Genomic DNA, 18,903 nt, shown 5'->3' with positions numbered 1-18,903 from the left:
ACCTTCTTGCGGGTCAGCAGCGATTTGGCGGCGGAGCAATAGCCGCAGCCTGTAAAAAAAAAACTCATGTCATGAATTCATTGAATTATATGGGACTTTACCTGATCTCCACAACCCGGGCGAAGACCAGCACGTCGACCTGGGCGGCCTTGGCGCGCAACAGGGCCCGTGCACAGGCATCCAGCGTGGCGCCCGAGGTCAGGACGTCGTCGATCAGGATGATGCGGCGTCCCTGGACCTCGGCCTGGCGGTCCGGAGATACCTGGAATGCGCCCTGCACATTGGTGGCGCGCTGGGCCCGCGACAAGCCGATCTGCTGCTCGGTGGCGCGTACCCGGCGCAGCACCTCGCCGCGAACCCTGACGCCGCTCTGCCGCTCGATCACGCGCGCCAGCGCCCCGGACTGGTTGTAGCGGCGCCGCCAGGCCCGCCGCCAATGCAGCGGAACAGGCACCAGCATATCGGCCCCATTCAGTAGCTCGCCGCCCGCCCGCGCCATCCAGCGTCCCATCGCCGGCGCCAGGTCTGTGCGGTCCTGGTATTTCAGCGCGTGCACCAGCGTGCGCGCGACGTCGTCGTAGCGCACCGCCGCGCGGGCACGCTGGTAGGCCGGCGGGCTCGCGATCGCCTCCATCGACAGCATGTCGGGGCCGGGGTCGTAGACGAAGGGAATGCCGAGCCGCGGGCAATAGGGCCGCTCGATGAACGACAGCCGCGCCCAGCACGAAGCGCAAACGCCCTCGCCATCGACCGGCTCGCGGCATGACACGCACTGTGTCGGCAGCGCGATGTCGAGCGCCAGCCGCGCCGTCCGCGACAGCACATGGCGGCCAGCCGTCCACGCGGCTCGCAGCGGCGCGGCGATGGAGCGGGTGGGGGCGGCGTCGGCGTCCATGGGGAGAGGCTAGCGTTCCGCGCTCGTTGGCTCAAGCCACGCTCTCGTGCCCCGGACCCAGCGCAGCGCGCAGCGGTGCGCTGCTGAGCCGGGGTCCAGAAGTTTGTGCACGCCGAGGCATGGGTCCCGGTTCTGCGGAGCGTCACTGCGTTCCGCACCGCGCCCGGGACACGAGAGCGATTGCCAGAACGACTTGGATCGGCGTAACCAGCGGCATGGCTCAGCCCCCGCAAACCCCGCCCGCTCTGTTCGATCGCGCCTTGCTGTATGCGCGGCAGCGGCGCGCGCGGGCGCAGGGCGGGGTGACGTTCCTGCTCGACCGCGTTGCCGAGGACATGACCGACCGGCTGGCGGCGGTGATGCGGGAGTTTCACGCCGCGGCCGATCTCTGGACGCCCGGTGAAGATCTTGCGGTTCTGCGCGCGCGGCTCCCCTCCATCGAACGGATCGCGCTCGAGGCGGCCGGCGCGGAAAAGCTGCCCTTCGCACCCGAAAGTCTGGACCTCGTCGTCTCGGCGCTGGCGCTGCAATTCGTCAACGACCTGCCTGGCGTGCTGGCGCAGGTTCGCCGCGCGCTGAAGCCGGACGGGCTCCTGCTCGCCGCGATGATCGGCGGCGACAGCTTGACCGAGCTGCGCCAGGCCTTTGCCGCGGCCGAGGCCGAATGCGAGGGCGGCGTGTCGCCGCGCGTTGCACCGTTCGCCGATCTCAGGGACATCGGCGCGCTGCTGCAGCGGGCCGGCTTTGCGCTGCCGGTGACCGACGTCGACCGCGTCGTGGTGCGCTATGGCAATGCCTTCGCCTTGATGCAGGATCTGCGCCGCATGGGCGCGGCCAATGTGTTGATCGAGCGCCGCCGCACGCCGAGCCGGCGCGCGACGCTGCTGCGCATGGCCGAGATCTACGCCGAGCGTTTTGCCGATGCCGACGGCCGCATCCGTGCCACGTTCGACATCATCTGGCTCTCCGGCTGGGCCCCGCACGCGAGCCAGCAGCAGCCGCTGAAGCCGGGGTCGGCGAAAGCGAGTCTCGCGGAGGCGGTGAAGAAGGCGGGGAAGTGACGCGTGTCCCGGACGCGCTGCAGCGTGAAACGCTGCTGCGCAGAGCCGGGACCCAGTTTGCGGCATTCTTGGGCCCCGACTCTGCAGCGCACCGCTGAAGAAGCGCTGCGCTGCGTCCGGGGCACAGTGCAATCACATCAACAAATCAATCAGATGCGGGATCAGCGGAATGTCCGCGGGCGGCATCGGGTAGTCGCGCAGCTTGTTGGCGCGAACCCAGGCCAGGGTCTGGCCTTCGCGCGGCGCGACCTGCCCTTCCCAGCGCCGGCAGATGTAGAGCGGCATCAGCAGATGGAAGGTCTCGTAGGCATGGCTCGCGAAGGTCAACGGCGCCAGACACGGTTCGGCGACGGTGATGCCGAGCTCCTCATTGAGCTCGCGGATCAGGCTCTGCTCTGGCCGCTCGCCGGGCTCACACTTGCCGCCGGGAAATTCCCAGAGGCCGGCCAGCGTCTTGCCCTCGGGGCGCTGCGCGATCAGGACGCGTTTGTCGGCATCGACGAGCGCGCAGGCCACCACCAGTGTCAGTTTGAGATCGGCCATACGCCTCTGTTATCAGCTCAAGATCGTTCGCAATGGCTTGTTAACCCCGTTGCGGCTCCGCGTTTTTGCGGTTTGCATAAGTCATATTTAATCAACGGTTCCTAGAGTGGAAACATATTTAAACCATTCCAGGCCAATCCATGCTCGCCGTGCTTCGCACCACCATCCGCCGGTTTGCCCGCGACCGACGCGGCAATATCGCGGTGATTTTCGCGCTCGCCTGCGTTCCCCTGATCACGGTGATTGGCTGCGCCGTCGATTACTCCCGCGCGACGCAGATTCGGGCCAAGCTTCAGGCCGCGGCCGACGCGGCCAGCGTCGGCGCAGTCGCCAAGGCCTCGCCGGGATTCGCCGCGGCAGGCACGATGACCTCGGACGGCGGGATCCCGGTCGGCGTCACCGATGCCAAGAACATCTTCAATGCCAACGTCGCCAACCTGACCGGCTACACGCTCAACAGCGTCACGCCGACGGTGGTCAAGAGCGGCTCGACGGTCACCTCGACCGTGGCGTTCAGCGCCAGCGTCAAGACCATGTTCCTCGGTGTGATCGGCAAGACCGCGCTGGCGATGAGCGGCACGTCGACGGCGACGGCCAGCATGCCGCTCTATGTCGACTTCTACCTCCTGCTGGACAATTCGCCGTCGATGGGCGTAGCGGCGACGCCGGCCGACGTGACCAAGATGGTCAACAACACGTCGGACAAATGCGCCTTCGCATGCCACGACTACAACGACTCGAACAACTACTACAATCTCGCCAAGACGCTCGGCGTCACGACGCGAATCGACGTATTGCGCAGCGCGACCCAGTCGCTGATGGATACCGCCGCGGCCAGCGAGACCTATTCGAACCAGTTCCGCATGGCGATCTACGATTTCGGCGCATCTTCAAAAACCATCGGTCTGCGCGCGCTGTTCTCGCTGTCGGCGAGCCTGTCGAGTGCCAAGACGGCGGCGGGCGGCATCGACCTGATGGGCGTCTACGGCAACAACGATTCCTACACCGCCGACAAGGACACCCAGTTCAGCACGGTTTTTCCGGCAATCAACTCCGCGATCACCGCGCCGGGTGCCGGCACATCGTCTGCGCCGCTGAAATATCTGTTCTTCGTCTCGGACGGTGTTGCCGACGAGTACAATACCGGTTGCTCCAAGCCGCTCGTGAGCGGCGGGCGCTGCCAGTCGCCGATCGACGTCTCGCTCTGCACCACCATCAAGAATCGCGGCATCAAGATCGCGGTGCTCTACACCACCTATCTGCAGCTGCCGACCAACTCCTGGTACATGACCTACATCGACCCCTTCAACAAGGGCCCGTTCGGTCCCTCGCCGAACAGCGAGATCGCCGACAACATGCAGAGCTGCGCCTCGCCGGGGCTGTATTTCGAGGTCAGCCCGACCCAGGGCATCTCGGATGCGATGAATGCGCTGTTCCGGAAAGCGGTCGCGGACGCCCGGATTTCGGGGTGATCCGAAGCAAGGCGCGATCTCCGTCGCTCTGAGCTGGCCGCTTCGTCAGCGGCCCTCGAGGGCGACGGAGCGGCTCTCTCCGCGCAGTTACAGCGGGGCCGGCATCCTTCGAGGCTCGCTTCGCGAGCGCCTCAGGACGGCCGGAGGGGTGTGGTGGGCCTGACTTACGACCTGTAGTCCCCGTTGATCGCCACATATTCCTTGGTGAGGTCGCAGGTCAGCACGCGGTCGCGGCCCTTGCCGAGGCCGAGCGAGACCAGAATCGCGATCTCGGGGGCCTTCATCGCTTCCGATACCTGCACCTCGTCATAGGACGGATCGCGCGCGCCGTTCCTGGCGACGCGGATGCCGTTGAAGGAGATCGAGAGCTTGTCGCGATCGGCCGGCTCACCGGCCTTGCCGACCGCCATCACGACGCGGCCCCAATTCGCGTCCTCGCCGGCGATCGCGGTCTTCACCAGCGGCGAGTTGGCGATCGACATCGCGATTCTGCGCGCCGAGGCCTTGGTCTTGGCCCCCTCGACGGTGATCTCGACCAGCTTGCGGGCGCCTTCGCCGTCGCGCGCCACCTGCTCGGACAGGTTCGCCAGAACCTGGTTGAACGCCTTCACGAAGGCCTTCAGGCGCGGGTCGCTGGCGCGGCTGATCTTTGGCGCGCCGTGCTCGGCGGCCGCGCCGGTGGCGAAGGCCAGCAACGTGTCCGAGGTCGAGGTGTCGCCGTCGATCGTGACCGCGTTGAACGTGTCCTCGACGCCGGCCTTGAGCAGCGCCTGCAGCGCCGCGGGCGCGATCGGTGCGTCGGTGAAGATGAAGGACAGCATCGTCGCCATGTCGGGCGCGATCATGCCGGCGCCCTTGGCCATGCCGTTGATGGTGACCTTGGCCTTGCCGAGCTTGACGGTCGCGGTCGCGACCTTCGGGAAGGTGTCGGTGGTCATGATCGCCTTGGCCGCGGCGAGATAGTCGCCGGGCTCGGCGGTCTCGGCGAGGCGGCCCAGCACGCCGTCGAACTTGGTCGCATCCAGCGGTTCGCCGATCACGCCGGTCGAGGCCAGGAAGATCTCGCTTTCGCTGCATCCGACCGCCTTGGCCGCGATCTTCGCGGTCAACGCGGTCGAGGCGCGGCCGGTCTTGCCGGTGAAGGCATTGGCGTTGCCGGAATTGACGACGAGCGCGCGCGCCAATCCTTTTTTAGAAGATACGCCGCCCTTCAGCTTGGCGCGGCACCATTCGACCGGTGCGGAGGGGCATTTGGACTTGGTGAAGACGCCGGCGACCGTGGTGCCCTTGTCCATCACCGCCAGCAGCACGTCGGTGCGGTTCTTGTAGCGGATGCCGGCCTCGGCCGTCGCAAGGCGGATTCCCGCGATCACGGGCATGTCGGGGACGTTCTTGGGGGCGAGGGGGGAGACGGAGGAGGACATCGCGGGGCGCCTTGGTGAGGTCTGGATATGCAGATGGCCGGGCATGCGCCCGGCCATTGCGACGTTAAATACTATTGGCGTCCGCGAAGTGACAGCGAATTCTTACTTCTTCGCGGGCGGCGCCATCTTGCTGTCGGACGGCTTGGCTGCGTCGGCCGGCTTCGCATCCTTCGATGCGTCCGCCGCCGGCTGGTCCAGCCGCTCGACCTTGGCCTCGGCGCGCAGCTTGGCGACGTACTCGGCCTGGGCCTTGCGGGTGACGTAGCTTTCGATCTGGGTCTTGACCTGCTCGAAATCCGGCGCCTTGCGGTTGCGCTTTTCCTCGACCTTGATGATGTGCCAGCCGAACTGCGACTTCACGGGGTCGGAGATCTTGCCCGGCTCCAGCGAGAAGGCCACCGCGGAGAATTCCGGCACCATCTGCTCCTTGGTGAAGAAGCCGAGATCGCCGCCGTCGGCCGAGCCGGGATCCTTGGACTTCTTCTTGGCGAGCTCGGCGAAATCGCCGCCCTTGTCGAGCTCGGCCTTGACCGCCTTGGCCTCGTCCTCGGTCTCGACCAGGATGTGGCGGGCGCGCACCTCCTGCTCGCCGGTGATCTGCTTGGAGGCCTCCTCATAGACCTTCTTCATGGCGTCCGGGGTGGTGGCGGCCTTGCCCTCGCCCGCGAGCAAGCTGTCCATCAGAAGCCGGTTGCGGGCGAATGCCAGGCGCTTCTTGAACTCCTCGCCGTCGGCGACCTTCTTGTCCTCGGCAGCCTTGCTGACGATTTTCATGTCGATCAGGAACGACAGGACGTTCTCGTCCTTGGTCGCCGGGTCCATCTGGGCGAGGCTCGGTCCGAGCTCCTCCTCGGCCATGGCGACGTCGCTCTTCTTGATTTCCGTGCCGTTGACCTTCGCCAGGACCGGATCGTCAGCGGCCCGGCCGGGACCCGCGATCAGCGCCAGCGCAAGGCAGCCCACGAGGGCGGTGGCGAGGCCGAAGCGCAGGCCGGTTTTGGTTACCGGGAACGAGGTGGTCATGGAAAATCCTTTTGTTGAAGCAGGGGGCTGCTCGAGCGGGGCGGACACTCGCCCAATTCAGGGGGCCTTGGCAACGCGAAAAGTCTGTCAAAATGATGAATTAGCCGCAATGCGCCCGCCGTTGACAAGGCCCTGACCGGGCCATATCTCTGCCCGGTCGCGACCATGGCGATGGCGTTTATTTTGCTGCGTTTTTGGCCGTTGAACCCAGACTTGCCCAATTCCCACCCATATGGCGGACGACCCCCGCAGTCCGGGCTGTAGGCGCCATCAGGCGTCACGGTGAGTTGATAGGCAGGCGGGTGACAACTTCTTGGCTGCAACGCGGTTAATTCGCGAACACAGGAACTAGGCATGATCGGCGCGCTCGCCCGCAAGTTTTTCGGCTCCGCCAACGACCGGCGGGTGAAGGGATACCAGTCCCGCGTCAACGCGATCAACGCGCTGGAGCCCGAGGTTTCCAAGCTCTCGGACGAGGCGCTCAAGGCCCGCACCGCCGAGTTCAAGAAGCAGCTCGCCGAGGGCAAGACGCTCGACGACCTGCTGGTGCCCGCCTTCGCCACCGTGCGCGAGGCGGCCAAGCGCACCCTCGGCCAGCGCCATTTCGACGTCCAGCTGATCGGCGGCATGGTCCTGCACGAGGGCGACATCGCCGAAATGAAGACCGGCGAAGGCAAGACGCTGGTCGCGACGCTCGCGGTCTACCTCAACGCGCTCGCCGGCAAGGGCGTCCACGTCGTTACCGTCAACGATTACCTCGCCCGCCGCGACTCCGGCTGGATGGGCCAGATCTACGGCTTCCTCGGCCTGACCACCGGCGTGATCGTGCACGGCCTCGACGACGCCGAGCGCAAGGCCGCCTATGCCTGCGACATCACTTACGGCACCAACAACGAATACGGCTTCGACTATCTGCGCGACAACATGAAGTACCGGCTCGAGGACATGGTCCAGCGGCCGCACTTCTACGCCATCGTCGACGAAGTCGACTCCATCCTGATCGACGAAGCGCGTACGCCGCTGATCATCTCCGGTCCGCTCGACGACCGCTCCGATTTCTACAACACCATCGATTCGTTCCTGCCCAAGCTCGACAAGGCCGATTACGATGTCGACGAGAAGCAGCGCACGGTGACGCTCACCGAAGCCGGCATGGAGAAGATCGAAGGGCTGTTGCGCGATGCCGGCCAGCTCAAGGGCGAGTCGCTCTACGACGTCGAGAACGTCTCCGTCGTGCACCACATCAACCAGGCGCTGCGCGCTCACACCCTGTTCACCCGCGACAAGGACTACATCGTCCGCGACGACGAGGTCGTCATCATCGACGAGTTCACCGGACGCATGATGCAGGGCCGCCGCTACTCCGAGGGCCTGCACCAGGCGCTGGAGGCCAAGGAGCACGTGACGGTCCAGCCCGAGAACCAGACGCTGGCCTCGATCACCTTCCAGAACTACTTCCGCATGTACGAGAAGCTCGCCGGCATGACCGGCACGGCGCTGACGGAAGCCGACGAGCTGTTCGACATCTACAAGCTCGAGGTCGTGGAGATCCCGACCAATCTGGCAGTCGCTCGTCTCGACGAGGACGACGAGGTCTATCGCACCCAGAACGAGAAATACGCGGCAATCCTGGCCGAGATCGAACGCGCCAATGCGCGGCTGCAGCCGGTCCTGGTCGGCACCGCCTCGATCGAGAAGTCGGAAGTGATCGCCGAATACCTCAAGAAGCACGGCTACCGGCAGATCGATTTCGGCAACGAGAACTCGATGCAGAAGCTGTACGCCGCAGCGCGCGCCAACAAGCCGGCAAAGCTGTTCGCGGTGCTGAACGCGCGCTTCCACGAGCAGGAAGCCTATATCGTCGCCGAGGCCGGCGTTCCCGGCGCGATCACGATCGCCACCAACATGGCCGGCCGCGGTACCGACATCAAGCTCGGCGGCTCGCTCGAAATGCGGATCCAGCAGGAGACCGCCGGCATCGAGGACGAAGCCGAGAAGGCGAAGAAGATCGAGCAGATCAAGGCCGACATCGAGCATTTCCGCGACATCGTGCTGAAGGCCGAGGAGACCGTCGAGCTCGAGCCGGCGAAGGGGAGCAAGCCCGCCAAGACCGTGAAGAAGCCCGGCGGCCTCTACATCATCGGCTCCGAGCGTCACGAATCCCGCCGCATCGACAACCAGCTGCGCGGCCGTTCCGGCCGTCAGGGCGACCCCGGCCGCTCCAAGTTCTTCCTGTCGCTGGAAGACGATCTGATGCGCATCTTCGGTTCGGACCGTCTCGACAGCATGCTGCAGCGTCTCGGCCTGCAAGAGGGCGAGGCCATCATCCATCCCTGGATCAACAAGGCGCTCGAGAAGGCGCAGCAGAAGGTCGAGGCCCGCAACTTCGACATCCGCAAGAACCTGCTCAAGTTCGACAACGTCCAGAACGACCAGCGCAAGGTGATCTTCGACCAGCGCGTCGACCTCATGAAGGACGAGAGCGTTGCCGAGACCGTGACCGACATGCGTCACGCTTTCATCGACGACCTCGTTGCCAAGCACGTGCCCGAGCATGCCTATGCCGAGCAGTGGGACGTGGCGGGCCTGAAGGACGAATTGAAGCGCGTGCTCGACCTCGACCTGCCCGTCGACGAATGGGCCAAGGAAGAGGGCATCGCCGACGAGGAGCTGCTCACCCGCATCGAGACCAAGGCCGACGAGCATATGGCGGCCAAGGTCGCGCAATGGGGTCCCGACGTGATGCGTTACGTCGAGAAGACCATTCTGTTGCAGACGCTCGACCATCTCTGGCGCGAGCATCTGATCATGCTCGACCATCTGCGCCAGGTCATCGGCCTGCGCGGCTACGGCCAGCGCGATCCCTTGCAGGAGTACAAGACGGAAGCCTTCAACCTCTTCCAGGAGATGAGCGCTCACTTGCGCGAGGCCGTCACGGCGCAGTTGATGCGCGTCGAGATCGTTCCGCCGGAGCAGGAAGCTCCTGCTCTGCCGCAAATGGAAGCTCACAAGTTCGATCCGAACACCGGCGAGGACGAAATGGCCATCGCCAACGTCTCGCTCGGGGCGCAGGCCTCCGACGCGGCGCTGCGCGATCCGAAGAATCCGGCGAGCTGGGGCAAGGTCGGCCGCAACGAGGATTGCCCTTGCGGCTCGGGCAAGAAGTACAAGCACTGCCACGGGCGGTACGCCTGATCGATGATCTCAATACCCGGCGAACGCGCGGTGCCGTATTGGCCTACGAGTTCGCCCGGGGTTGGAATGCTTCCGATCCATGTGGCGCCTGCTGATCTTCAGGTGCATCACGAATGGTAGGCGCACGCCAGTGAGGATGGCTGCCTCACGTTTGTGAGGGCCCGGCTTCCGTCACGCGCGGCTGAGCACGCTTTGGCCATTTGGCAGCCGGCCCCGATGTTGAGCGAACTGGTCCTCGGCCCGTTCATCACCTTCGCGAGACGATTGCCCCGTTGTACGCGCGTGGCCTGCAGCGCCTGCTCCTTTGATCAGTTCCGTGGGCTGCTGCTGCAGATTGTCCGCGGCCACGCGCTCGTCCGGCTGCGCAGCCGCAGCCCGGAAGCCGATGGCGCGAGGCGCGGCATCATGTCTCGGACAATGCCTGCGGGTAGATCATTCAATCTTTTGCTACTGCTCATGTGATCTGGATCACCTCTGCAGAGCCCAATCCATGTTTGATTGAATCGCACGGGGCCGAGAATTGGGAGCCAGACAATGTCCAGACGCGCGCTGCCCACCACCTTGTGTGTTCTTGCCCTGAGTTTCTTAGCCTGCGGTTCCGCGCCTGCGAGCCAAGTGGGCGGATGGTGGGGCGGAACATGGTCGTGCAACATCGACGGCCGGCCCGCCCGGATGAAATGGGCCGCCGTTGATGACAGTCAAACAAGCTGCGACGGCGACACCTGCACCACCAGTTCGGGAGCACGCTGGGCAGGCAGCTTCTCGGACAATGGCTCGCGATGGGTGAAGTTGACAAATCCGCGCACCGGGACGCAGGGCGGCGTCTACTTCAACCATGCCGACGGCAATAAATGGTATTTGGCCAAACCGGTCAGCAACAAGGCCGCGGGCTGGACGACATGGAACGGCCAACGCTATCGCCTCTCGTGCTGGCGATGATGCCATCATGCGGCGCCTGCTTATCCTCCGCCTGGACTCGAAGGCGAGCCTAGAGGACTGAACAAGGCCCGGATGCGCGCTGTGAGCGCCAACGCCAGCCGGCGTGACCAGCGCGCGTGCTTTCGTGGAGAGACTCTCTCCCTGCATTGAATGGCAGATGAGCGTGTCGGCTTCGCAAGGCCCCCACGCTCGCATTAATTCGAGCTGTCGATCAAGCTCTCCAGCAGCCGCTTCAATTCGCTCGTCGGCTTGTCGCCGTAGCTTTCCAGGATGTGCTCCTCCTGGTCGACCGCGAGCGAGTTGAGCTTCTTGCACAGCACCTTGCCGCGGTCGGAGATGAACATCAGCACCTTGCGGCGGTCGTTCGGGTCCTGCACGCGATAGACCAGCGTGTCCGAGACCATGCGGTCGATCATCTTGGTCAGCGTCGGATGGTTGAGCAGCACGGCCTCCGCGAGCTCGCCCATCGAATGGCCGTTGCCATCCGACAGCACCTTCAGGATGCGCCATTGCTCGACCGGAACGCCTTCCTTGCTCAACCGCAGTTCGAGCTGCCGGTTGATCTCCCGGTTGGCTTGCGCGAGCAGATAGGCGAGGTGTTCGGTGATCGGGGTGTTTGTTTTGGTCGGTTTTGCCACGGCTAAGACTTCGTCTTGACCCAAATGAGTGAATGTCTTGCAATCAATGCTGCATCTATATGCACTTCAATTGTTGAATATTCAATATTTTCAAAATAGGATCATTGCCCAACAAAAGGGCGGATGCCGCGGCCGCCCGCAGAATGTGCTTTCAGGTCTGCTGCCAGACAGGAGTTGGCGTGCGCGCGACGGTAAACTTCCCGGCTCACGGCGGTCCGGCGTTGCCGCCGTCCATGCTGCTCAGGAATCTGTCGTCATCGGCGGCTGACGGCGCGCTGTCGCCGCACGATCACGCTCTCCTCAGGCGGCGCGGCAGCAACAGGCTCCGCATCGGCGGCTTCATCTGCTGCTCCGGCTCGCCCGGCGTCTGGGGCCCCTGCGCCACCAACAGCGCGCAACTCGCCGTCGCCGAGATCAACAGGCGGGGTGGCATCCTCGGCCGCGAGATCGAGCTGTCCATCTACGACGCCGGCGGGCCGCTGGATGAGGTCCTGGACCGTGCCGAACAGGCGATCGCGTTCGACGAGGTCGATCTGATCGTCGGCCTGCACACCAGCGCGGTCCGCGTGGCCTTGCGCGACGTCACCACGCGCCATCGCATCCCCTACATCTACACGCCGGTCTACGAGGGCGGCGAGCGCACGCCTGGCGTGATGGCGATCGGCGAGACCCCGCGCTGGCAGAGCCGGCCGTCGATCCACTGGCTTGCCGACGTCAAGAAGGCCCGGCGCTGGTACCTGATCGGCAGCGATTACGTCTGGCCCTGGCAATCGCACCGCGCGGTGAAGAACTACATCAGGGAAACCGGAGGCCACGTCGTCGGCGAAGAGTTCGTTCCTCTCGGCGAGGACAACCACGAGCCGCATCTGGCGCGTATCCGCGCCGCGAAGCCCGACGTGGTGCTGATCTCGCTGATCGGCACCGACAGCGTCACCTTCAACCGTGCCTTCGGCGAATGCGGGCTCGGCGCCACGACGCTGCGGCTCGCGGGCGCGATGGACGAGACCGTGCTGCTCGGCATCGGCGCCGACAACAGCGAGAACATGTTTTGCGCCTCCGGCTATTTCACCGGCACGGGCGCGCGCGCCAATGACGAATTCCAGAGCCGATACCACGCGATGTTCGGGCCGACCGCGCCGCCGATCGGCTCGGTCGGGCAGTCCAGTTACGAGGGGCTGCGCTTTCTCGAAGCCGTCGCGAACAAGGCCGGTTCGCTGTCGATGGGCCCGATGCTCGCGGCCGGCCGCAACATCGTCTACAGCGGCGCCCGCGGCCCGGTCACCATCCGCGACGGGCGCGCGCGGATGCCGATGCATCTGGCTGAAGCCGACGGTCTCGATTTCAAGCTGATCAAGCCGATCTGACCTCGCCGCGGCAATTCCCGTGGGCCGGCTTGCAAAATAATACTTGAAAAGGAAAATATTTCCGTTTTGAATGTTTCCGCCGGGCCGGTGCGCTCGTCGCGCCAAACGCGACCGCACGCCCAAGGACTGATCCAGAAAACTTCAGGAGAGCGCCGTGACAGTTGCCCTTCCCACGCCAGCCCAGCTTCGCAGTGTCGCCGAGCAATGCGGCCTTTCGCTCACCGACGAGGACGTCACTTCGTTCCGCGGCCTGATGCAGGGCTCGATCGAGGCCTACAATCTCGTTGCCGCGATGCCGGACGAGCTGCCCGAGGTGAAATATCCGCGCACGCCCGGCTACCGGCCCGCGGCGGAGGAGAACCCGCGCAACGCCTGGTATCGCAAATCGACCGTGAAGGGCGCCGCCAGCGGCAAGCTCAAGGGCAAGACCGTCGCCCTGAAAGACAACATCATGCTGGCCGGCGTTCCCATGACCAATGGCTCGTCGACGCTGGAAGGCTACGTGCCTGATTTCGATGCCACCATCGTCACGCGCATGCTGGATGCCGGCGCCGAGATCAAGGGCAAGGTGCATTGCGAGCATTTCTGCCTGTCCGGCGGCAGCCACACCGGCTCCTACGGGCCGGTGCACAATCCGCACAAGATGGGTTACTCGGCCGGCGGCTCGTCCTCGGGCTCGGGCGTCGTGGTCGCGCTCGGCGAGGTCGACATGGCGATCGGCGGCGATCAGGGCGGCTCGATCCGCATGCCGTCCTCGTTCTGCGGCACCTACGGCATGAAGCCGACCTGGGGCCTCGTGCCCTATACGGGCATCATGCCGATCGAGATCTATGTCGACCACACCGGCCCGATGACGGCAACGGTCGCCGACAACGCGCTGCTGCTCGAAGTGCTCGCCGGCGACGACGGCTACGATCCCCGCATCAAGGCACCGAAGGTCGAGGAATACACCAAGGCGCTCGGCCAGGGCGTCAAGGGCATGAAGATCGGCATCGTCAAGGAAGGTTTTGAGCAGCCGGTCGCAGAGGCTGCCGTGAATGAAAGCGTGCGCGAGGCTGCAAAGCGCTTCAGGGATCTCGGCGCCACCGTCGAGACCGTCTCGATCCCGATGCACCTCCTGGGCGGCGCGATCTGGACCCCGATCGGCACCGAAGGCCTGACCCAGACCATGATGTTCGGCGACGGCTACGGCCTCAGCCGCGGCGATCTCTACTCGACCTCGCTGATGGATTTCCATCGCGGCTGGCGCCGGCAGGCCGATTCGCTGTCCGAGACCACGAAACTGTTCATGATGCTCGGCACCTACATCAACAACAATTTCGGTCCGCGCTTCTACGGCAAGGCACTCAACATCTCGCGCCGCCTGACCGCCGCCTACGACAAGGCGTTCAAGGACTACGACCTGCTGCTGATGCCGACCACGCCGATGAAGGCGACCAAGCTGCCGGAGCCCACCGCCAGCCGCGAGGAATACGTTGCCCGCGCGCTGGAGATGATCTCCAACACCGCGCCGTTCGACATCACCCATCATCCCGCGATGTCGTTGCCCTGCGGCATGGTCGACGGCCTGCCTGTCGGTCTGATGCTGGTGGGGCGCATGTTCGAGGAATCCACCATCTACCGCGCCGCGCATGCCTTCGAGCAGATCGGCGACTGGAAGAAGATGTGAGCGGAACCCCCGTGAACACGAGCGGAGCGGCAACGCATGGCTAACGCGTTCGTCGCAGCGTTCGAGATCCTGAGCTTCGGCGCGATCATCGTATTGATCGTGCTGGGGCTGGGGATCATCGCCAGCATGATGGGCATCTTCAATTTCGCGCAGGGCGAGTTCGTCCTGCTCGGGGCCTACATCACCTATCTCGCCTATGCCAAGGGCCTGCCGATCTGGGCCGGCATGGTCGCGGCGCCATTCCTGGTCGGCGGGCTCGGCTTCGTGCTGGAGGCGCTGATCATCCGCCGCTTCTACGCCGCGCCGATCGTGGCCATGCTCGGCACCTATGCGCTCGGCCTCATCATCCGCGAATCCGTGCGCGGCCTGATCGGTGGCTTCTATCTCACCGTGCCGGAGCCGATCGGCGGCTCGATCGACATCGGCGCCATGCACATCTCGGCCTGGCGCTTCACCATCATCGTCATCACGCTCCTGGTGATGGCAGGGTGCTATCTGCTGCTGTCGCGTACCAGCTTTGGCCTGCGCATGCGCGCCACGCTGGAGAACCCGTCGCTGGCCCGCGCCTCCGGCATTTCCACGCCCTTGATGTACGGCGCCACCTTCGCGTTCGGCTCCGCGCTCGCCGGTCTTGCTGGCGCGCTGATCGTGCCGGTGTTCAGCCTCTACGCCGATCTCGGCCTGCGCTTCCTGATCCAGGGCTTCGTCGCCGTCATGGTCGGCGGTGTCGGATCCTTCATCGGACCGGTCGCGGGTGCCGGCGTCATCGGCACGCTCAGCGCGGCGCTGCCATGGATCATGGCGCCTGTCGTCGCCGACGTCCTCGTCTTCGTGCTCGCCATTGTCTTCATCAAATTCCGCCCGCAGGGCCTCATCGCTGGAAAAGGGGTTTAGTCATGTTCGATCGCACGCAGCTCTCGCGCCGCCGCTTCCTCTCCAATTTCGCCTTTGCTTCCGGCGCGGTCGCGACCGGCATCGGCAGCTGGGTGATTCCAGCGCCCTGGGCCAACGCGGCCGAGGCGCCAATCAAGGTCGGCATCGCCACCGATCTCACCGGTCCGATCGCCTATGCCGGCAACGCCGACGCCAACGTCGCCAAAATGGTGATCAAGGAGATCAACGCCGCCGGCGGCCTGCTCGGCCGTCCGCTCGAGCTCTACATCGAGGATACCGCCTCGAACGAATCCGTCGCCGTCGGCAACGTGCGCAAGCTGATCCAGCGCGACAAGGTCGACATGGTGCTCGGCGGCATCACCTCCTCGATGCGCAACGCGATCAAGGACCCGATCGTGGCGCGCGGCAAGACGCTCTACATCTATCCGCAGCTCTACGAGGGCAAGGAGTGTACGCCCTATCTGTTCTGCACCGGGCCGACCCCGGCGCAGCAATGCGACGAGTTCATCCCCTGGCTGATCAAGAACGGCGGCAAGAAGTTCGCGCTGCCGAGCGCCAACTATGTCTGGCCTCACACCCTCAACGTCTACGCCCGCAAGGTGATCGAAGCCAACGGCGGCGAGGTCGTGTTCGAGGAATACTACCCGCTCGACCAGGTCGACTTCTCCGCGACCGTCAACCGCATCATCTCCAACAAGGTCGACGTGGTCTTCAACACGGTCATTCCGCCGGGCGTCGGTCCGTTCTTCAAACAGCTCTATGAAGCGGGTTTCCTCAAGAACGGCGGCCGGCTCGCCTGCGTCTACTATGACGAGAACACTCTCAACATCAACCAGGCCGCCGAGATCGAGGGGCTCGCCAGCTGCCTCGACTATTTCAAGGTGCTGACCAAGGAGAACCCGTTCGACGCCAAGATCCAGGCGGCCTACGAGAAGGACTTCCCCGGCAACTTCCTGTTTGCCGCCGGCAGTGCCGCCACCGGCACCTATCGCGGTCTCAAGCTGTGGGAAGCCGCGGTGAAGGAAGCCGGCAAGATCGACCGCGAGTCCGTTGCCGCGGCGCTTGACCACGCCAAGATCGCCGAAGGTCCGGGCGGACCTGCCGAGATGGTCCCCGGCAAGCGGCACTGCAAGATGAAGATGTACACCGCGGTCGCCAAGGCCGGGAACTACGAGATCGTCGCGCGCAGCGAGGGTCTGGTCGATCCCAAGGAATGCTGAGGCGGAATGCCGAAAGCAATGGGCGCAGTGAAGCAGGCAGTCCCCGCCGAGATCGGCGGGGAACGGGATGCTGCAATTGCAGGCCGTCGAGCGGCGGGACAGGCCGCGCCGACGCGGAAAAGCCTGCCGATCGTCGAGGGATTCGTGCTGGCCGCGGCGCTGCTCGCGCCGCTGCTGCTGCAGGACTACCTCACGGTGTTCGCGACGCGCGTGATCATCCTCGCGCTGTTCGCGCTGTCGTTCGACCTGGTCTGGGGTTATGCCGGCATCATGAGCTTTGGCCAAGCCCTGTTCTTCGGCTCGGCCGGCTATGGCGTGGCGCTGCTCGCGCGCGACCTCGACATCACCAACATCTTCCTGGTGCTGCCCGCAGGCACCCTGATCGGCCTCGCCTTCGCGCTGCTGCTCGGCGGCTTCCTGCTGCTGGGCCGGCATCCCTCCAGCGTGATCTTCGTCTCGCTCGGCACGCTTACCGGCTCCTACGCAGCCGATCGCCTTGCGCGCGGCTGGTATTATCTCGGCGGCCAGAACGGCATCCCCTCGATCGCGCCGATGTCGCTCGGGTCTTACGAGTTCACGGAAGGGCCGGCGTTCTATTATCTCGTGCTCGGCATTCTTGTCGTCGTCTACCTGCTCTGCCGCTTCCTGGTGCGCTCGCAGTTCGGTCTTGCGCTCGCGGGCCTGCGCGAGAACGAGCAGCGCATCGCCTTCTTCGGCTACAAGGCGCAGCACCTGAAAGCGATCATCTTCACCATCGGGGGCGCCATCGCGGGGCTCGCCGGCAGCCTCTATGCCTTCCACGAAGGGTTCGTCTGGCCCAACATGGTCGGCGTCGTGGTGTCGACGCAGGTCGTGCTCTACGTGCTGTTCGGCGGCTCCGGCACGCTGATCGGCGCCGTCATCGGCGCGGTCATCGTCGAAGGCGTCAGCTTCTGGCTCTCGGACAATTATCGCGATATCTGGCCGATCATCCTGGGCCTGTTACTGCTGCTCGTGATCCTGTTCCGGCCGCTCGGCCTGATCAGCTTCGTGCTCGGCGAGCGTGAGCGGGTCGGCAGTTTTCGCGCCAAGCCCAAGGACAACGTCAAGGAGAAGCGCAATGCTCCTTGAAGCCGCCGGCATCAAGAAGGTCTTCGGCAAGCTCACCGCGCTCGACGGCGCCGCGCTTACCGTCGGCGAGAACGAATTCCACGGCCTGATCGGCCCGAACGGCTCCGGCAAGAGCACGTTGATGAAGTGCATCGCCGGCGCCGAAGTGCCGACGCAGGGTAAGGTCTCCTTCGTCAACGCCGACATCACCGCCTTCACGCCCACCGAGCGCGCGCGGGCTGGCATGAGCCTGAAGTTCCAGATCACGTCCGTGCTGCCGTCGCTCACGCTGTACGACAATATCCTGCTCGCGCTGCAGGCGCAGTCCTCGCTGGTCGACCTCGTGTTCTCGCGCACGCGCAGGCTCCTGCACGATCAGGTCATGACCATGCTGACGCAATTCCGTCTCGCCGACCGGGCCTTCGAGGCTGCAGCCGCGCTGTCGCACGGCCAGCAGCAATGGCTGGAGATCGCGATGGCGCTCGCCGGCAAGCCGAAGCTGCTGCTGCTCGACGAGCCGACCGGCGGCATGAGTCTGGAGGAGCGCCGCGTCACCGGCGAATTGCTGCAGCCGATCAAGCAGCACTGCTCGCTCGTCATCGTCGAGCACGACCTCGATTTCATCCGCGACATCTGCGACCGTCTCACCGTGCTCGACCAGGGCAAGGTGCTGGCCTCAGGCACGGTGTCGGAGATCCAGGCCAACACATCCGTCCAGGAGATCTATCTGCGCCGTGCCTGAATTTTTGGACATTAAGCATCTCGATGCCGGCTATGGCCGCAGCCAGGTCCTGTTCGACGTCACCCTCGGCATCCCCTGGCGCGGCGGCGTCGCCGTGCTGGGGCGCAACGGCGCCGGCAAGACCACGCTGATGAAGACCATCGTCGGCGAGCTGCCGGCGTGGAACGGCGAGGTCGCCTTCGACGGCCGCGACATCAGCCGCCGCGCCACCCAGGAGCGCGTCCGTGCCGGCATCGGCTACGTGCCGCAGGAGCATTCGGTGTTCGCGCGCCTGTCGGTGCGCGACAATCTCGCGGTCGGCTCGCTGGCGAGCAGCAAGGCCGACGCCGTCGACCACGTGCTGACGATCTTCCCGAAACTCGGCCAGCGCCTCGACCAGCCCGCCGGCACGCTCTCCGGCGGCGAGCGCAAGATGCTCGCCATCGGCCGCGCGCTGCTCGGCGATCCCAAACTGCTGCTGCTGGACGAGCCGACCGAAGGCGTCTGGATCGGCGTGATCGAGGAGATCACCGAGCGCCTGATCGAGCTCGCCAAGACCATCGCCGTCATCATCGTCGAGCAGCACCTCGATCTCGCGCTGCGCGTCGCCGACTACGCCTATGTGCTCGACCGCGGCCGCGTCGCGCTGCAAGGCGAGGCCGGCGAGGTGAGGAGCAATCCGGAGCTGCTGCGCTATCTGGCGCCGTAGCCTGAGCTGCCGTAGCCCGTCTGAGCAAAGCGACATACGGGCACGCG

At 65.0% G+C, this 18,903-nt stretch carries 16 protein-coding genes; 11 read left to right on the top strand and 5 right to left on the bottom strand.

The genetic code is table 11. From position 1 onward, the window contains the following. Positions 1-97: 97 nt before the first annotated feature. Positions 98-895, bottom strand: a complete 798-nt coding sequence (locus CO669_RS34055) for a ComF family protein (RefSeq protein WP_097666325.1) — start codon at positions 893-895, stop codon at positions 98-100. Positions 896-1,110: 215 nt separating this feature from the next. On the opposite strand from CO669_RS34055, the gene CO669_RS34050 reads away from it, so the two are divergent. Continuing rightward, the gene (locus CO669_RS34050; RefSeq protein WP_198964374.1) at positions 1,111-1,956 is read left to right on the top strand and encodes a methyltransferase domain-containing protein; all 846 of its coding nucleotides are present in this window, start codon (positions 1,111-1,113) and stop codon (positions 1,954-1,956) included. A gap of 132 nt (positions 1,957-2,088) precedes the next feature. Here CO669_RS34050 and CO669_RS34045 read toward each other — a convergent pair whose 3' ends face one another. Next, positions 2,089-2,499: a (deoxy)nucleoside triphosphate pyrophosphohydrolase gene (locus tag CO669_RS34045; protein WP_097666329.1), complete on the bottom strand. Its 411-nt coding sequence runs from the start codon at positions 2,497-2,499 to the stop codon at positions 2,089-2,091. A 140-nt stretch (positions 2,500-2,639) separates the two neighbouring features. Between CO669_RS34045 and CO669_RS34040 the strand changes: the two genes are divergently transcribed. After that, positions 2,640-3,971 (top strand): TadE/TadG family type IV pilus assembly protein, encoded by a 1,332-nt coding sequence (locus tag CO669_RS34040; protein WP_097666331.1) that lies wholly within the window; start codon positions 2,640-2,642, stop codon positions 3,969-3,971. 164 nt (positions 3,972-4,135) lie between these two features. Here CO669_RS34040 and argJ read toward each other — a convergent pair whose 3' ends face one another. Both argJ and CO669_RS34030 read right to left on the bottom strand, forming a co-directional pair. After that, positions 4,136-5,395, bottom strand: a complete 1,260-nt coding sequence (gene argJ, locus CO669_RS34035) for a bifunctional glutamate N-acetyltransferase/amino-acid acetyltransferase ArgJ (protein WP_097666333.1) — start codon at positions 5,393-5,395, stop codon at positions 4,136-4,138. A 102-nt stretch (positions 5,396-5,497) separates the two neighbouring features. After that, positions 5,498-6,418, bottom strand: coding sequence for a peptidylprolyl isomerase (locus CO669_RS34030; RefSeq protein WP_198964375.1), 921 nt, complete (start codon positions 6,416-6,418; stop codon positions 5,498-5,500). A 354-nt stretch (positions 6,419-6,772) separates the two neighbouring features. On the opposite strand from CO669_RS34030, the gene secA reads away from it, so the two are divergent. Both secA and CO669_RS34015 read left to right on the top strand, forming a co-directional pair. Further along, positions 6,773-9,613 (top strand): preprotein translocase subunit SecA, encoded by a 2,841-nt coding sequence (gene secA / locus CO669_RS34025; RefSeq protein ID WP_097666337.1) that lies wholly within the window; start codon positions 6,773-6,775, stop codon positions 9,611-9,613. Between the two features lie 534 nt (positions 9,614-10,147). Further along, positions 10,148-10,552 carry a DUF6006 family protein gene (locus CO669_RS34015; protein WP_143278775.1) on the top strand — a complete coding sequence of 135 codons (405 nt, stop codon included), beginning with the start codon at positions 10,148-10,150 and terminating at the stop codon, positions 10,550-10,552. Positions 10,553-10,746: 194 nt separating this feature from the next. Here the strand turns inward: CO669_RS34015 and CO669_RS34010 are convergent, their stop codons facing one another. Beyond that, positions 10,747-11,190, bottom strand: coding sequence for a MarR family winged helix-turn-helix transcriptional regulator (locus tag CO669_RS34010; RefSeq protein ID WP_097666343.1), 444 nt, complete (start codon positions 11,188-11,190; stop codon positions 10,747-10,749). 179 nt (positions 11,191-11,369) lie between these two features. Here CO669_RS34010 and CO669_RS34005 point away from each other — a divergent pair, with 179 nt between their 5' ends. The 7 genes from CO669_RS34005 (at position 11,370) to CO669_RS33975 (ending at position 18,856) form a co-directional block, all read left to right on the top strand. After that, positions 11,370-12,554 (top strand): substrate-binding domain-containing protein, encoded by a 1,185-nt coding sequence (locus CO669_RS34005; protein WP_198964376.1) that lies wholly within the window; start codon positions 11,370-11,372, stop codon positions 12,552-12,554. Positions 12,555-12,708: 154 nt separating this feature from the next. Beyond that, positions 12,709-14,223 (top strand): amidase, encoded by a 1,515-nt coding sequence (locus CO669_RS34000; RefSeq protein WP_097666347.1) that lies wholly within the window; start codon positions 12,709-12,711, stop codon positions 14,221-14,223. A 36-nt stretch (positions 14,224-14,259) separates the two neighbouring features. Further along, the gene (locus CO669_RS33995; protein WP_097666349.1) at positions 14,260-15,117 is read left to right on the top strand and encodes a branched-chain amino acid ABC transporter permease; all 858 of its coding nucleotides are present in this window, start codon (positions 14,260-14,262) and stop codon (positions 15,115-15,117) included. 2 nt (positions 15,118-15,119) lie between these two features. Further along, positions 15,120-16,337: a substrate-binding protein gene (locus tag CO669_RS33990; RefSeq protein WP_097666351.1), complete on the top strand. Its 1,218-nt coding sequence runs from the start codon at positions 15,120-15,122 to the stop codon at positions 16,335-16,337. A gap of 6 nt (positions 16,338-16,343) precedes the next feature. Further along, positions 16,344-17,447, top strand: a complete 1,104-nt coding sequence (locus CO669_RS33985) for a branched-chain amino acid ABC transporter permease (RefSeq protein ID WP_097666353.1) — start codon at positions 16,344-16,346, stop codon at positions 17,445-17,447. Continuing rightward, positions 17,437-18,168 (top strand): ABC transporter ATP-binding protein, encoded by a 732-nt coding sequence (locus CO669_RS33980; RefSeq protein ID WP_097666355.1) that lies wholly within the window; start codon positions 17,437-17,439, stop codon positions 18,166-18,168. The genes CO669_RS33985 and CO669_RS33980 overlap by 11 nt, the downstream gene beginning before the upstream one ends. After that, a complete protein-coding gene (locus tag CO669_RS33975) occupies positions 18,161-18,856 on the top strand; it encodes a branched-chain amino acid ABC transporter ATP-binding protein (RefSeq protein WP_097666357.1) in 696 nt (231 codons plus the stop codon). The genes CO669_RS33980 and CO669_RS33975 overlap by 8 nt, the downstream gene beginning before the upstream one ends. The last annotated feature ends 47 nt before the right edge of the window (positions 18,857-18,903 follow it).

It is taken from the genome of Bradyrhizobium sp. Y36, assembly GCF_002531575.1.
Taxonomy (GTDB): Bacteria; Pseudomonadota; Alphaproteobacteria; order Rhizobiales; family Xanthobacteraceae; genus Bradyrhizobium.
Note: the sequence above shows the minus strand (reverse complement) of the source record. Positions and strands in the feature narration are given on the sequence as shown.